This is a genomic window from Candidatus Accumulibacter meliphilus, assembly GCF_036625345.1.
GTDB lineage: Bacteria > Pseudomonadota > Gammaproteobacteria > Burkholderiales > Rhodocyclaceae > Accumulibacter > Accumulibacter meliphilus.
The window spans coordinates 79016-92862 of sequence record NZ_JAZKTZ010000001.1; the positions used below are offsets into that span (position 1 = coordinate 79016).

Consider the following 13847-nt stretch of genomic DNA (forward strand, 5'->3'; position numbering starts at 1 on the left):
CCGCCGCCCTGCCTTTGTCGATCACTTTGCATGGGAACGAACTTGGATCTGCCGTCGACGAAACCCTATCTGATTCGCGCCATCCACCAATGGTGCACCGACAACGGCTTCACCCCCTACCTCGCGGTGAGCGTAGACGCGCGCACGCGCGTGCCGATGGAACATGTTCGCGATGGCCAGATCGTCCTCAATCTCGACTACGAAGCGACCGCACGCCTTGAGATCGGCAACGACGTCATCACTTTCCAGGCCCGCTTCGGCGGCGTCGCGCGCGACCTGCTGGTGCCGATCGGCAACGTTGCCGCCATTTACGCCCGTGAAAACGGTGGCGGCATGGCCTTCGAGCCGGAGCCTGCAGGGGCTGTCGCTGAACCGGAAGGCAGCACCGCTGCTCCCGGCCGGGACGGCGAGCCTGAGCCGCCGAAGACTCCTCCGCCACCTGCCGGTCGGGCGAAGCTGCAGCGCGTCAAGTAGGCGTAGGCTCCACTTGATCGCCTGGCGTTCCTCGGCGGACGCCGGATCATGCTGTAGCGCGGCGCGAACGCGCGCCAGGATGTCGGCTCGCGATGAGCGCTCGTTCATTTGCGGAGCTCTCCGGTGGGGTCGGCGTTGATGCTGCCGTGGGTGCCGATCGCCGGATCGGCGGGAGTCAGACAGATGGCGGCCTTCTGCAACTGCAGCGCGATACGAGCGCCGGGGACGATACCGCGCCGCTGTGCGACCGCGGTGCCAATGGCGAAGGACAGCGCCGCGTCGCGGCGGTCGGCGATGCGCGCGGTCACCGTCGCATGTCCGCGCCAGGCGAGTCGCTCGCTGACGGTCGCGGCGAAGGTGTTCTCGCGATCGGCCTGGTGGTCGCGTACGAGAATCACGCCGGCTTCGGGAAGCACCCAGCAGACGCGGTCGCCGACGGCGAAGCGGCGTGATGGCTGGCTTGCAGCGGCTGCCCCAGCCAGTCGATCAGCGTCGTGTCGGTGGCCGGCGACTGCGCGCACCGTAGCGCCGAAGAGGTTCGGCTGATCGGTCAGGCGCGCGACCAGCGCGCTCGCCTGGTCGTGCCAGCAGTTCGTCTGGGGCGGCGGTCTGCAGCGTGTGGCCGTGATGCAGGACGGTCATGCTGTCGGCGAGCAGCGCTGCTTCCTCGAGATCGTGAGTAACCAGAATGATCGGGATGGCCAGCGAGCGCCGCAATTCGATCAGCTGCCGCAGCAGTTTGCGGCGCGTCACTTGATCAAGCGCCGAGAAGGGTTCGTCGAGCAGCAGCACCTGCGGTTCGCGCGCCAGCGCGCGGGCGATCGCCACGCGTTGTTGCTGGCCGCCGGAGAGCTCGGCCGGGCGGCGCGTTTCCAGGCCTTCGAGCTTGCTGCGCGCCAGCCAGTGGCGCGCTTGCGCGGCGCGCTCGCGCGTCGGCAGGTGCTGCAGCGCGACCATCACGTTGGCCAGCGCGCTGAGGTGCGGAAACAGCGCGTAGTGCTGGAAGACGAAGCCGACACGCCGCTGCTGCGGCGAGACATCGACGCCGCGGCTGGCGTCGAACCAGGTTTCGTCGCCGCAGCGCACGCTGCCGCCTGACGGCCGGTGCAGGCCGGCGAGGCAGCGCAGAATGGTCGATTTGCCGCTGCCCGAAGGGCCGACCAGCGCCAGCAACTCGCCACTGTCGCAGGCGATGTCGGCGGCCAGCGGTATCGGCGCGCTCTGTTCGAGGCGGGCGACGAGCTTCACCGGCGCAGCACCGAACGACCGAGGCGACTGACCAGCAGCACGGCAACGAAGGACAAGGCCAACAACAGCGCCGACATGCCGGCCGCCGCCGAATCGTTGAACGCCTGCGCCTGATCGTAGATGGCGATGGCGATGGTCTTGGTCTCGCCGGGCAGGCTGCCGCCGACCATCAGCACGACGCCGAACTCGCCGAGGGTGTGCGCGAAAGTCAGCGCCAGCGCGGCGGCGATTCCCGGCCAGGCCAGCGGCACTTCGATGCGCAGAAAGGTCTGCCAGCGCGACAGCCCGGAGACCCACGCCGCTTCGCGCACTTCGCGCGGGATGGCGGCGAAGGAACGCTGCATCGGCTGTACGGCAAAGGGCAGGTTGAAGATCAGCGAAGCGGCGAGCAGGCCGTCGAAGCTGAACACCAGCGCCCGCCCGGTGAGCGCGTGGTAGGCCTGGCCAAGAGGCGAAGCGCCGCCGAAACCGAGCAGCAGGTAGTAGCCGAGAACCGTCGGTGGCAACACCAGCGGCAACAGGATCGCCGCCTCGAGCGCCGCCTGGTGGCGAAACTGCGACCAGGCCAGCAGGCGCGCCAGCCAGATCGCCAAGGGCAGCAGCAAGAGTGCCGTGGCTGTGGCCAGTTGCAGCGACAGCGAGAGCGCCTGCCAATCAATCACGGCGATCGCCGCGCTCACGGTGCTCACCGCGTTCACCGCAGCCTGCTTGCCGGCAGCGAAAAACCGTAGCGTTCGAAGATGGCGCGCGCCGTCGGCTGTTGCAGATAGTCGTAGAAACGGCTGGCGTCTTCGCCGGCGTGACGGGTCAGCGCCATACGCTGACGCAAGGGCGGGTGCCAGTCTCGGGAATCAGCGCCGCGACGCCGTGCCGGGCGAGCTCGGGCGCCTTGACCAGCGACCAGGCAACGATGCCGCCCTGCGCCGAACCGCTGAGTGCAAACTGCGCCGCCTGCGCGACGTTCTCGCCGAGCACCAGCTTCCCTTGCAGCGCTGCCCAGAGGCCGGCGCGTTCGAGGACGGCGCGGGCGGCACGCCCGTACGGCGCGTGCTGCGGGTTGGCGATCGCCAGATGCTGCAGGCGACCATCGCTGATCGCCGCCGCCAGATCGCGCAATTCGCTGTCGACCTTCAGCGACGAGCCATGCGGCGCCAGCAGCGCGAGACGGCCAATTGCGTAGAGCTGGCCCTGGTCGCGCAACAGGCCCTGCTCGGCGAGGCGGAGGATGTACTCCTCGTCAGCCGAGAGGAAGAGGTCGAAAGGTGCTCCCTGCGGGATTTGGCGGGCGAAGTTACCCGAGGAACCAAAGGAGAGGGCGACCTTGTTGCCCGTCTCTTGCTCGTAACGGGCCGCGATCTCGCCGAGCGCGAACTGCAGATCGGAGGCGGCAGCGACTTTGGTCGGCTGGGCGTTGGCGACGTGGGCAACGCTGGCGACGAGGCTCAGCAGGAGGAAAAGCAGGAAGCGCATGTTGTTGTGATTTGTGGGGGAAGGCGTGCCTGCCGCTGACGAACGTGGAAAGCAGCGACTGCGCACGCGTATGCGCAAGCGAGGGTCACGAAACTCCCCTCTCCCCCCCGCGAGGGGGGCGATGGGTAGCGCTGGCGAGGGAAGCGCCGGTAGTTGGGTGGCGCGGTTCATGTCAGCACGTGTTGTGGCTCGCCGCGGGCGAAGGCTTCGAGGTTGCTGATCAGCTGGTCGGCGAGGGCCTGCATCGCCGGCTGGCTGGCCCAGGCGATGTGCGGGGTGAGCATGAAGTTGGGCAGCGCCAGCAGCTCGGGAGCGAGCAGGGGGTTGCCGTGCGCGGTGGCTCGACGCTGAGGACGTCGAAACCGGCGCCGGCGATCCAGCCTTCCTGCAGCGCCCGGGCCAGGGCGCTTCGTCGACCAGGCCGCCGCGCGCGGTATTGATCAGCAGGGCGGAAGGCTTCATCGAACGTAGTTCGTTTTCGCCGATCAGCTTGCTCGTTTCGGCGCTCAGCGGGCAGTGCAGTGAAACCGCGTCGGCTTGGCGCAGCGCTTCGGCGAACAAGGTATAGCCCGGACGAACGCTGAGCGCATCCTTGCGTTCGCTGCGCAGCACGCGCATGCCGAAGGCGGCGGCCAGGCGGGCGACGCCGCTGCCCAGGTTGCCGCTGCCGATCAGCGCCAGCGTCGCGCCATGCAGATCGCGGATCGGGTAGTCGAAAAAGCAGAACTGCTCGGCACGCTGCCAGCTTCCGTCGGCGACCGCCTGCCGATAGGCGAAGATGTTGCGCGACAGCGCCAGCAGCATCGCCAGCACGTGCTCGGGAACGGTATGCGCGGCGTAGCCACGGATGTTCGAGACGACGATGCCGCGCACGGCAGGCCTCGAGGTCGATGTTGTTGGCGCCGGTCGCGGCGACCGCGACCATCTGCAAGGCGGGCAGCGCGGCGATCAGTTCGGCGTCGATCTGCAGTTTGTTGACGATGGCTATCGTCGCTCCGGCGAGCCGCTCCTTGACCTCGCCTGCAGGGTTTTCGCATGTTCGGCCCAATGGTGCGGAAAATCCGGCCGGCGGACTTCGGCGATGATCGAGTCGCGCTCGAGATAGACGATTCGGTGCATGGCTCAGCTCAATCCACGCAAGGCTTGTCGTAGCGGCAGGCGAGTTCGGCAACTTTGGCGCCCAGCGCCGGATCGCCGGCAAAGCACAGCCGGCTGACCTCGCTGAGCACACAAAGACCTTCGATAGCCGCCAGGTCGCCGTGCAGAACGTTGAAAACACCGCCAGGGAAAGCGCTGCGAGCGCTCAGTTCGGCCAGTGCGAAAGCGGCTGATGGCGCTTTCGGGCTCGGCTTGACGATGACCGTCGCGCCCGCCAGCAGTGCCGGGACGGCGTGCCGCAACGGGCCGAGGAGTGGCGCGCTGTCGTCGCTGACGATGGCCACGACGGCACTTGGCAGCGCTGCCGGAGTTTCCGGTGTCGCTTGCGGCGCCGGGGCTGGCACCGCGCAGCAGGCTCAGCGCGTCGCCGACTTCGGCAGCCGCGAGCGCAGCGTCCTTGCCGCTTTCCTCGCTGATCAGCGCCGCAAAATGCTCGCCGTACTCGGCCAGTGCGTCGGCCAGCGCCAGCAGTAGCGCGGCACGCTCGGCGACGGTTCGGGCGGCCCAATCAGGCAGCGCCGCCTGCGCCGAGGTGGCGGCAGCAAGCGCTTCGGACGCGCCACACAGGGGCGTGCGCCGCTTGATCTCGCCGCTAGCTGCGTCGCGGACATCGAAAAAAGCCGGCGCGATGGTCAGATAGGCGCGCCCATTGATCCACAGCGGTATGGCCAGGACCTGATCGGTTTCGGACATCATTCGGAAATTTCGCTCCTTGCTTGCCTAATGTAAGAGTAAGAGTCGCGCAAGCGACTCATGAATTGCGGAAATGCTCGAAAGCGGACTTTGGCGCTGGACTGCCGCATCGCTGTGCTGCTCGCGGTGACGGCGCGGCGGGCAAAGCGTCGAGGCCGGCGGCAGGTCGAGCGCTTTGTCGATGCCGCCGCAGAGAGGCGTCAGGAGCGAACCCATCGGCCCCGGGTAGACCCAGCCGTAGGCGTGCCCGCCGCCAGCTGGTCGCCGCTGCGGTACGCAGGCTGGCCGCAACAGGTCTGGCTGGCCGGAACTTCGACCGCGCAGCCGGCGGCCTCGAGCAGCCGGACGGTCGCGAAGCCGACGCTCGGGCGCATCAGATCGACCAGACAGCTTACGAACAGGGCAACGCGCATGATGGTAAGATATTGCGCCGCACAAGGTACGGTGGGCGAGTGGCAGAACGAGCAATAGTAGTCTCCCACAGGCGAAAACAAAAGCTTGCGGAAGCTTGCGACGCTTGCCGACGCTGCCGAAAGGATCGACAGGAAGGAAATGGTGGAACAGCTGGCAGAAAAGACTTCGATTCAGGTCATCGAGCGCATGATGTCGCTGCTCGATGTGCTGGCCGATCTCCCCGACCCGGTGAGTCTCAAGGTGCTGGCCAAGAACAGCGGCCTGCACCCGTCAACGACACACCGGATCCTGGCGGCGATGACCAGCGCCGCGGTCGTCGAGCGCCACGAAAGCGGCAGCTACACGCTCGGTATCCGGCTGCTCGAACTCGGCAATCTGGTCAAGTCGCGGATCAACATCCGCCAGGTCGCCCTGCCATACATGCAGCAACTGCATGAGAGCATTGGCGAAGCCGTCAATCTCGGCATTCGCCACGACGACGAGATCATCTACGTCGAACGGACTTCGAGCGGTCGCTCGCTGGTACGTGTCGTCTATCTGGTGGGTGGCCGGGCACCCTTGCACCTGACTTCCGTGGGCAAACTGTTTCTCGCTGCCGACAGCGCCGCCGCTGTGCGCGCCTATGCCCGTCGTACCGGTCTGCCGGGCAAGACGCCGCATTCGCTGACGCGCCTCGACGCGCTCGCAAAAGAACTCGACAAAATTCGCCGCCATGAAGTGGCTTATGACAATGAAGAGGCGGAGATCGGCCTGCGCTGTATCGCCGCACCGATCCGCGACGACGAAGATCAGCTGGTCGCGGGCCTTTCCGTTTCGTCCCCCAGCGATCGCCACAACCCGGACTGGGCGAAGACGATCAAGGTCACCGCCGACGAGATCGCGCGCGCCCTCGGCCATCACCAAAGGTCGCGGCGCAGCTAAGGCGCGCGCCAGCGATGATTGCGCTGCTTGCCGCGTGCCGCCGCCGTGCAGGCGCGATGCTTGCCAAACTTTTTCCCCTGCTACGGAGCCCACTGAATGTCCCTGCCGCCGTCGCTGCTGCCTTTTCTTTTCGTGTTTCTGTGGAGCACGGGCTTCATTGGCGCCAAGTTCGGCCTGCCCTACGCCGAACCCCTGACCTTCCTGCTCACTCGTTACCTGCTGGTGCTGACGCTGATGCTTCCCTTGGTGCTGCTGACGCGTGCCCCCTGGCCCGCCAATCCGCGTCAGTTTTTTCATATCGCCGTCTCCGGCGTGCTGGTGCACGGCGTCTATCTGGGTGGCGTGTTCATGGCCATCAAGCACGGTTTGCCGGCGGGGGTAACCGCACTGGTGGTCGGCATGCAGCCCTTGCTGACCGCCTGCGGAGCCGGCTTCCTGCTCGGCGAACGCGTCTCGCCGCGGCAATGGCTGGGCCTGGCTTTGGGCTTCGCCGGGGTGAGTCTGGTCGTCGCCAACAAGCTTGGCGACGTACCGCTGGCAGCGATGCTCGTTCCGGCCATTGCCGCGCTGCTCGGCATTACTCTCGGCACCCTGTATCAGAAGCGCTTCTGTCCGAGATTTGATCTGCGTACCGGATCGGTGATCCAGTTCCTGCCGACGGCGATCATCACCGCGCTGGTCGCCTCGGTGACCGAGAGCATGGCCATCGAGTGGACGCCGCAGTTTGTCTTTGCCCTCCTGTGGCTGGTGCTGGTGCTCTCGGTCGGGGCGATCAGCCTGCTCAATGTGCTGATTCGTAGCGGCAGCGCGGTCAATGTCGCGACCTTGTTCTACCTGACGCCGCCAAGCACGGCGATCATCGCCTGGCTGCTCTTCGACGAAACGCTGAGCGGACTGGCAGTCGCCGGCATGGTGCTGGCGGTGAGCGGCGTCTATCTGGCCCGCGCCACACCGCGATGAGTGACGGCGGGGAGGGTGGCAAAACACGCCCATTGCGCATTCTCGGAATCGACCCGGGCTTGCGCAGCACCGGTTTCGGGCTGATCGAAAAAACCGGCAACCGTCTGGCCTATCTGGCCAGCGGCTGCATCAAGACCGATGCCGGCACTTCCCTGCCCAGTCGCCTGGGGACGATACACGCCGAACTGCTGACGCTGGTCGCCCGCCACCAGCCCGACCAGGCAGCGGTCGAAATTGTCTTCGTCAATATCAATCCCCAATCGACGCTGCGCCTCGGCCAGGCGCGTGGCGCGGCGATCACCGCGCTGGTCGTCAGTGGCCTCGAAGTCGCCGAGTACACCGCCCTGCAGGTGAAGCAGGCGGTGGTCGGCAACGGTCACGCCGACAAGGTGCAGGTGCAACACATGGTGCAGCGCCTGTTGTCCCTGTCGGCCGAACCGAGCCCGGATGCCGCCGATGCCCTGGCCTGTGCGATTGCGCATGCGCACGGTGGCCAGGGTCTCGGGCAATTGGGCAGCCGCGGCCTGCACGTCCGCAATGGCCGCTGGCTAGTCGCCAAGGAGAGCAAACGATGATCAGCCGTATCAGTGGCATCCTGCTGGAAAAGAATCCGCCGCAGGTGGTGGTCGATGTGCATGGCGTCGGCTATGAACTCGATGTCCCGATGAGCACTTTCTACAACCTGCCCGAAAACGGCGAAAAGCTCAGCCTGCTGACCCATTTCGTGGTCCGCGAGGATGGGCATTTTCTCTACGGCTTTGCCAGCGAAGGCGAGCGCTTCGCCTTTCGCCAGCTGCTGAAAATCACCGGCGTCGGCGCACGCATGGCGCTGTCGGTGCTGTCAGGCCTGTCGGTCGGCGACCTGGCGCAGGTCGTTGCCCGTCAGGAAGTCGGCAGACTGACCAAGGTTCCGGGAATCGGCACCAAGACTGCCGAACGTCTGCTGCTCGAACTCAAGGGCAAGCTCGCCGAGGTGCTGCCGACAAGCACCGCGGCCGTCGCCGACAGCCGCAGTGACATTCTCAATGCGCTGCTGGCCCTGGGTTACAATGAGCGCGAAGGAGGCGCCGCAATGCGGCAGTTGCCTGCCGAAATCACGACTTCCGACGGCATTCGGCAGGCGCTCAAGTTGCTGTCAAAAGTCTGAACCGCGCGTGAATCCATGAATCCCGGCTACCAGCAACTGATCCAGATCGCCACTGTTGCGCTGCTGCCGATGCACGCCGGGCCTCGGTCGGCTGCCGAGCCGGCGGCGGAAACCGGGAAGCAGCCATGATCGAAAGCGACGATCTCGGCGCCGTGCCGATCGAGCGGCTGATTTCGGGCGAGTCGAAATCGACGCAGGAAGAAGCCATCGAGCGCGCGCTGCGGCCGCGACGGCTGGCCGATTACGTCGGCCAGGCGAAAATTCGCGAGCAACTGGCAATCTTCATCGAGGCCGCCAAACGACGCCGCGACACGCTCGACCATGTTCTCCTCTTCGGTCCGCCGGGGCTGGGGAAAACGACCCTGGCACACATCATCGCGGCCGAGATGGGCGTTAACCTGCGCTCGACTTCGGGGCCGGTACTCGAAAGGGCCGGCGATCTGGCGGCGATCCTGACCAATCTCGATGCCCACGACGTGCTGTTTATCGATGAGATCCATCGCCTGTCACCGGTCGTCGAAGAGATCCTCTATCCGGCACTGGAAGACTTCCAGATCGACATCATGATCGGCGAGGGTCCGGCAGCGCGCTCGGTCAAACTCGATCTGCCACCGTTCACGCTGGTTGGCGCGACCACCCGCGCCGGTATGCTCACCAACCCGCTGCGCGACCGCTTCGGGATCGTCTCCAGGCTCGAGTTCTACACCCCCGAGGAGCTGACGCAGATCGTCACCCGTTCGTCGCAGTTGCTCAAGGTGCCCACCGATGGCGGCGGCGCACTGGAGATTGCACGCCGTTCGCGTGGCACGCCGCGGGTTGCCAACCGGCTGTTGCGGCGGGTGCGCGACTTCGCCGAAGTCAAGGCCTCCGGCCGGATCACCAGCGAGGTCGCCGACGCGGCGCTGTTGATGCTCGACGTCGACCACGGCGGCCTCGACGTCATGGACCGCAAGCTTCTGGCGGCGATAATCGACAAGTTCGGCGGTGGCCCGGTCGGTGTCGACAACCTCGCCGCGGCCATTGGCGAGGCTCGCGACACCATCGAGGATGTCCTCGAACCCTACCTGATTCAACAAGGCTTCCTGCAGCGCACGCCGCGCGGTCGCGTGGCGACGGCGGCCGTTTACCGGCACCTGGGCCTGGAAAACCTCCTCGGCCACGCGCAGGTGGAGCTCTGGCGGAACACCTGAAGGGCGAGCCTACAGACGCGGTCACAAAAGCTTACTTTCTACACGAAGAAAGCTGCATTAGAATCTGATCCTACTATGAAATCCTCACTCAAGCTCAGCCCTTTTTCGACTCCCGTTCGGATCTACTACGAAGACACCGACGCTGGCGGGCTGGTCTATTACGCCAACTATCTCAAGTTCCTCGAACGCTGCCGTAGCGAATGGCTGCGCGCGCTCGGCCATGAGCAGGCCGAGTTGCTGCGGGAGCCCGGAATTGCCTTCGTCGTGCGCAGCATCGAGGTCGACTTCCTGAAGCCGGCACGCCTGGACGATCAGCTGCTGGTCGATCTCGAAGTCGAGAAAATCAGCCGCGCGCAGATCTTCTTTCGCCAGACCATTCGGCGCGCCGAAGAGAGCCTGGCAGGCGGCCCGGGTGAACTGCTCAGCGCTACCGTGCACCTCGTTTGTGTAAACGCGGCGCAGATGAAGCCGACTTCGATTCCCGCATTTCTGCGGTCCCAACTGGAAGCACTGCAATGAACGTCTCGCAAGACCTCTCGATCCTGCACTTGATCCTCAACGCCAGCGCCGTCGTACAGGCGGTCATGCTGTTGCTGGCCGGCGTTTCGTTCATGTCCTGGTACTACATTTTCCGCAAGTGGTTCACGGTCAGAGCGGCACGATCGCAAAGCGAGCAGTTCGAGCGCGACTTCTGGAGCGGCGGCGACCTCAACAGCCTCTACCAGAGCGCCATCAACGACCGCCATAGCACCGGCAGCATGGAACGTATCTTCGAAGCCGGATTTCGCGAGTTCACCAAACTGCGCAGCCAGAAACATCTCGACGCCAAAGACGTCATCGACGGCTCACGCCGCGCCATGCGCGCCACCTATCAGCGCGAGATGGACAGCATCGACTCGCATCTTGCCTTTCTCGCTTCGGTCGGCTCGGTGAGTCCCTACGTCGGCCTGTTCGGAACCGTCTGGGGAATCATGCATTCCTTCCGTGGCCTCGCCAACGTCGGCCAGGCGACGCTCTCGGCGGTTGCCCCGGGCATCGCCGAAGCGCTGGTGGCAACGGCCATCGGACTCTTCGCGGCGATTCCGGCGGTGGTCGCCTACAACCGCTTCGCGCACGAGATCGATCGCCTGTCGTCGCGCTTCGAGTCGTTCATGGAGGAGTTCTCGAACATTCTGCAGCGGCAAGTGAGGTAAGGCCATGCGTCCGCGCCGCCTGAAAAACGAGATCAACGTCGTCCCCTATATCGATGTCATGCTGGTGCTGCTGGTGATCTTCATGGTCACCGCCCCGATGATGACCACCGCCAGCATCGACGTACCATCGGTCGCGAAAGCGGCGCAGCCGCCAGCTGACGCATTGCAGGTGAATATCCGCGCGAGCGGCCTGACGCTGCTGGCACCGGGAGGCAGCGAAACAGCGGTGAGCAGCAACCAGCTGCCCGCAGCAATTCGTGCCGCACAGGCGGCCAACCCAGAACTGGCGGTGGTCATCGTCGGCGACCGCAGTGTCAAGTACGAAGCAGTGCTCAAGGTGATGGACGAGTTGCAGCGCAACGAGGTCAAACGCATCGGCCTGCTCGTTCAACTGTCCGGCAAGTGAGTTCTGGCCAGTGAATTCTGTCGACCAGCAAACGCCCCCACCAGCAGCTGATCCAGCCAAATGGCCCTCGCTGGCGCTTGCCGCGATTGTCCATTTGCTGCTCATCGGTGCCTTGTTCTTCGGCGTGCAATGGAAGAGCAAAGCACCGAAGTCGGTCGAAGTCGAAGTCTGGCGTAGCGCGCCAGCGCCGGCTTTGCCGATCAAGACCGCAGCAGCACCTGAAGCCCCAACGGAGCCAAAGCCCGAGGTAAAGCCCGAAGTAAAGCCGGCACCACCACCGCCTGTAAAGCCGAAGCCGGCGCCTGAACCGAAGCCCGAGCCCAAGCCTGAACCGAAGCCCGAGCCCAAGCCGGCACCCAAGCCAGAGCCGAAGCCTGAAGCGAAGCCAGAGCCCAAGCTCAAGCCGGACATTGCGCTGAAAGACGAGAAGAAACCCAAGGAAGCTGCCAAGAAAGAAGAAGTCAAGGAGCCGCCGAAGAAAGAAGTGCCGAAGCCAAAGGAAGCGCCGAAGAAGGAAGAGCCGAAGAAGGAAGAGCCGAAAGCGAAAGAAACACCAAAAAAGGAAGAACCCAGGCCCAAGGAAACACCCAAGAAGGAAGAGCCCAAGCCACAACCGGAGCGCCGCCCAAGCTTTGAAGACGAGCTGGCACGCGAGAAAGTGCAGATCGAAAAGCAGAAAGCAGCGCAGGAAGCGAAGCAGAAGGCGGCCGAGAAAGCCGCTCAGGACCAGCGCGCCCGCGCCGACGCCCTGGATCGTCAGCGCAAGCAGTTACAAGCCGAGGAAGCAGCTGCGGAGCGCGAGCGAGGTCTCGCCAAGTACAAGGCCGAGGTTGCCAACAAGATTCGCAAGTACATTGTTCTACCGCCAGGTGTTGTCGGGAATCCGGAATCACGTTTTGAAGTCACTCAGCTGCCCAGCGGAGACGTGATTGACGTAAAGATCCGGCGCTCGAGCGGCAACGCGGCGCTGGATGCTGCCGTCGAACGCGCAATTCATAAGTCCTCGCCTTTGCCCAAACCCCCTCACCCGGAGTTTTTCGAGCGCGTGCTGGACATCCCCTACCAGCCACGTGAAAAGGATTAGCGGGCCAGGTCAATGGTGTCAGCGTGCTTTGATGGACGGATTGAGCACGCTGTCGGACACGATTTGCGCACGCCTTTGCGGCGCTCCGACAATTTGTGCTCGACGCCATAATTTTTTGTTACAAATACCAGGAATGCAAAGGCGATATAATCGCGCATTCTGCATTGGATCATGCCATGTCAAGAATACTCTGCCAACTCCGTCGTATCGGCCTGCTCGCTGTCTGTGCGCTTGCTTTGCTGCAGGCTTCGGCACACGCCCAATTGACCATCGAGATTACTGGCGCTGGCGCCAACCGCATTCCCGTAGCCATCGCGGAATTTGGCGGTGATCCGGCCGCTTCCCGGATTCTGACTTCGGTCATCCGTGGCGACCTGGAGCGTAGCGGCCTGTTCAAGATGATCGACACCAGCGGCGAGGCTATCACGGAGGCCACCCCTCCCAATTTCGCGGACTGGAAAAGTCGTGGTGCCGACGCGCTCGCCGCCGGCAGCATCGGCTTGAGTGCTGATGGGCGCCAGGAAGCGCGCTTCCGGCTTTACGACGTCGGCCGGGAGACAGTCCTCGGCGGATCTGCTTTCGTGACCTCGAAAGCGATGCTGCGCGCTGCCGGGCACCGCATCGCCGACGTGATCTACGAAAAGCTGACCGGCGAACCGGGCGTTTTCTCGACGCGAATTGCCTACGTGGTACGGGTCAATGCCATGCGCTACGAGTTGCACATTGCCGACGCTGACGGACAAAACTCGCAAGTGGCGCTGATCTCGAAAGAACCGATTATTTCGCCTTCCTGGTCGCCTGATGGCGACCGTCTGGCTTACGTCTCCTTCGAAAACAAGAAACCGGTGGTGTATGCGCACTCGCTGGCTTCCGGCAAGCGCGTCGTGGTGGCCAATTTCAAGGGCTCGAACTCGGCGCCGGCATGGTCGCCAGACGGTCGCCGTGTAGCTGTAGTGCTCAGCAAGGAAGGTGGTTCGCAGATCTTTCTCGTCAATGCCGACGGCACCGGTGCACAGCGACTGACGAGCAGCAGCGCAATCAATACCGAACCCTACTTTTCCCCGGACGGACAATTCGTCTATTTCACCTCCGACCGTGGCGGCAGCCCCCAGATCTACCGGGTCGGGATTGGCGGTGGCGACGTGGAGAGGATAAGCTTCGAAGGTAGTTACAATGTCAGCCCCCGCCTGTCGCCAGATGGCAAGTCGATGGCTTTCATCAGCCGGCGTGATGGAGGCTTTCGTTTGAGCGTAATGGACCTGGCAAGCAGGCAGGTGCAGGTTCTGACCGACTCATACAAAGATGAATCACCGACTTTTGCGCCGAACGGCCGGATGATTCTGATCGCCACCGAGGCTGGTGGTCGTGGAGTGCTGTCTGCAGTGTCTACCGATGGCCGCATCAAACAGCGTCTCTCCATTTCGGCGGGCGATGTTCGTGAGCCGGCCTGGGGTCCATTCAACAAGTAATTTGCCGCTTTAATTGCCAT

The 13847-nt window shown here is 64.3% G+C and carries 15 protein-coding genes and 4 pseudogenes; 11 read left to right on the forward strand and 8 right to left on the reverse strand.

Annotation, left to right across the window (positions count from 1 at the left end):
• Window positions 1-30 precede the first annotated feature (30 nt).
• A complete protein-coding gene (locus V5B40_RS00330; RefSeq protein WP_332352593.1) occupies window positions 31-474 on the forward strand; it encodes a ClpXP protease specificity-enhancing factor in 444 nt (147 codons plus the stop codon).
• A 104-nt stretch (window positions 475-578) separates the two neighbouring features.
• Here the strand turns inward: V5B40_RS00330 and V5B40_RS00335 are convergent, their stop codons facing one another.
• From V5B40_RS00335 to V5B40_RS00375, 8 genes and pseudogenes are all read right to left on the reverse strand, one after another.
• Window positions 579-995 (reverse strand): hypothetical protein, encoded by a 417-nt coding sequence (locus tag V5B40_RS00335; protein ID WP_332352594.1) that lies wholly within the window; start codon window positions 993-995, stop codon window positions 579-581.
• Window positions 961-1722 (reverse strand): sulfate/molybdate ABC transporter ATP-binding protein, encoded by a 762-nt coding sequence (locus V5B40_RS00340; RefSeq protein ID WP_332352595.1) that lies wholly within the window; start codon window positions 1720-1722, stop codon window positions 961-963. The genes V5B40_RS00335 and V5B40_RS00340 overlap by 35 nt, the downstream gene beginning before the upstream one ends.
• Window positions 1719-2381, reverse strand: a complete 663-nt coding sequence (gene modB, locus V5B40_RS00345; protein ID WP_332353217.1) for a molybdate ABC transporter permease subunit — start codon at window positions 2379-2381, stop codon at window positions 1719-1721. The genes V5B40_RS00340 and modB overlap by 4 nt, the downstream gene beginning before the upstream one ends.
• A gap of 35 nt (window positions 2382-2416) precedes the next feature.
• Window positions 2417-3363, reverse strand: a pseudogene (gene modA, locus V5B40_RS00355) (molybdate ABC transporter substrate-binding protein).
• Window positions 3360-4311 (reverse strand): annotated as a pseudogene (locus tag V5B40_RS00360) (D-2-hydroxyacid dehydrogenase). The pseudogenes modA and V5B40_RS00360 overlap by 4 nt, the downstream one beginning before the upstream one ends.
• An 8-nt stretch (window positions 4312-4319) precedes the next feature.
• A complete protein-coding gene (locus tag V5B40_RS00365) occupies window positions 4320-4634 on the reverse strand; it encodes an aldehyde dehydrogenase family protein (protein WP_332352598.1) in 315 nt (104 codons plus the stop codon).
• Between the two features lie 79 nt (window positions 4635-4713).
• A pseudogene (locus tag V5B40_RS25060) lies at window positions 4714-5046 on the reverse strand (aldehyde dehydrogenase family protein); the annotation flags it as partial.
• A gap of 245 nt (window positions 5047-5291) precedes the next feature.
• Window positions 5292-5456 (reverse strand): annotated as a pseudogene (locus V5B40_RS00375) (heterodisulfide reductase-related iron-sulfur binding cluster); the annotation flags it as partial.
• A 139-nt stretch (window positions 5457-5595) separates the two neighbouring features.
• Here V5B40_RS00375 and V5B40_RS00380 point away from each other — a divergent pair.
• The 10 genes from V5B40_RS00380 (at window position 5596) to tolB (ending at window position 13827) form a co-directional block, all read left to right on the forward strand.
• Window positions 5596-6378 (forward strand): IclR family transcriptional regulator, encoded by a 783-nt coding sequence (locus V5B40_RS00380; RefSeq protein WP_332353218.1) that lies wholly within the window; start codon window positions 5596-5598, stop codon window positions 6376-6378.
• Between the two features lie 96 nt (window positions 6379-6474).
• Window positions 6475-7338 carry a DMT family transporter gene (locus V5B40_RS00385; RefSeq protein ID WP_332352600.1) on the forward strand — a complete coding sequence of 288 codons (864 nt, stop codon included), beginning with the start codon at window positions 6475-6477 and terminating at the stop codon, window positions 7336-7338.
• Window positions 7335-7913 carry a crossover junction endodeoxyribonuclease RuvC gene (gene ruvC / locus V5B40_RS00390; protein ID WP_332352601.1) on the forward strand — a complete coding sequence of 193 codons (579 nt, stop codon included), beginning with the start codon at window positions 7335-7337 and terminating at the stop codon, window positions 7911-7913. Before V5B40_RS00385 ends, ruvC begins: the two co-directional genes overlap by 4 nt.
• Complete coding sequence (ruvA, locus tag V5B40_RS00395) at window positions 7910-8485, forward strand: Holliday junction branch migration protein RuvA (RefSeq protein WP_332352602.1); 576 nt, start codon at window positions 7910-7912, stop codon at window positions 8483-8485. Before ruvC ends, ruvA begins: the two co-directional genes overlap by 4 nt.
• A 125-nt stretch (window positions 8486-8610) precedes the next feature.
• Complete coding sequence (ruvB, locus tag V5B40_RS00400; RefSeq protein ID WP_332352603.1) at window positions 8611-9675, forward strand: Holliday junction branch migration DNA helicase RuvB; 1065 nt, start codon at window positions 8611-8613, stop codon at window positions 9673-9675.
• 75 nt (window positions 9676-9750) lie between these two features.
• A complete protein-coding gene (gene ybgC, locus V5B40_RS00405) occupies window positions 9751-10194 on the forward strand; it encodes a tol-pal system-associated acyl-CoA thioesterase (RefSeq protein ID WP_332352604.1) in 444 nt (147 codons plus the stop codon).
• Window positions 10191-10868, forward strand: a complete 678-nt coding sequence (tolQ, locus tag V5B40_RS00410; RefSeq protein WP_169066620.1) for a protein TolQ — start codon at window positions 10191-10193, stop codon at window positions 10866-10868. Before ybgC ends, tolQ begins: the two co-directional genes overlap by 4 nt.
• A gap of 4 nt (window positions 10869-10872) precedes the next feature.
• Entirely contained in the window at window positions 10873-11274 is a 402-nt protein-coding gene (locus V5B40_RS00415; protein WP_332352605.1) for a biopolymer transporter ExbD, read from the forward strand.
• A 10-nt stretch (window positions 11275-11284) separates the two neighbouring features.
• Complete coding sequence (gene tolA / locus V5B40_RS00420) at window positions 11285-12358, forward strand: cell envelope integrity protein TolA (RefSeq protein WP_332352606.1); 1074 nt, start codon at window positions 11285-11287, stop codon at window positions 12356-12358.
• Window positions 12359-12534: 176 nt separating this feature from the next.
• The gene (gene tolB / locus V5B40_RS00425; protein ID WP_332352607.1) at window positions 12535-13827 is read left to right on the forward strand and encodes a Tol-Pal system beta propeller repeat protein TolB; all 1293 of its coding nucleotides are present in this window, start codon (window positions 12535-12537) and stop codon (window positions 13825-13827) included.
• The last annotated feature ends 20 nt before the right edge of the window (window positions 13828-13847 follow it).

Bases quoted from the DNA above. Each gene is read 5' to 3' on its own strand.
- tolQ (WP_169066620.1), top strand. From the start codon at position 10,191: ATGAACGTCTCGCAAGACCTCTCGATCCTGCACTTGATCCTCAACGCC.
- V5B40_RS00380 (WP_332353218.1), top strand. From the start codon at position 5,596: ATGGTGGAACAGCTGGCAGAAAAGACTTCGATTCAGGTCATCGAGCGC.
- ruvC (WP_332352601.1), top strand. From the start codon at position 7,335: ATGAGTGACGGCGGGGAGGGTGGCAAAACACGCCCATTGCGCATTCTC.
- V5B40_RS00330 (WP_332352593.1), top strand. From the start codon at position 31: ATGGGAACGAACTTGGATCTGCCGTCGACGAAACCCTATCTGATTCGC.
- V5B40_RS00385 (WP_332352600.1), top strand. From the start codon at position 6,475: ATGTCCCTGCCGCCGTCGCTGCTGCCTTTTCTTTTCGTGTTTCTGTGG.
- tolB (WP_332352607.1), top strand. From the start codon at position 12,535: ATGTCAAGAATACTCTGCCAACTCCGTCGTATCGGCCTGCTCGCTGTC.
- ruvA (WP_332352602.1), top strand. From the start codon at position 7,910: ATGATCAGCCGTATCAGTGGCATCCTGCTGGAAAAGAATCCGCCGCAG.
- ybgC (WP_332352604.1), top strand. From the start codon at position 9,751: ATGAAATCCTCACTCAAGCTCAGCCCTTTTTCGACTCCCGTTCGGATC.
- V5B40_RS00415 (WP_332352605.1), top strand. From the start codon at position 10,873: ATGCGTCCGCGCCGCCTGAAAAACGAGATCAACGTCGTCCCCTATATC.
- ruvB (WP_332352603.1), top strand. From the start codon at position 8,611: ATGATCGAAAGCGACGATCTCGGCGCCGTGCCGATCGAGCGGCTGATT.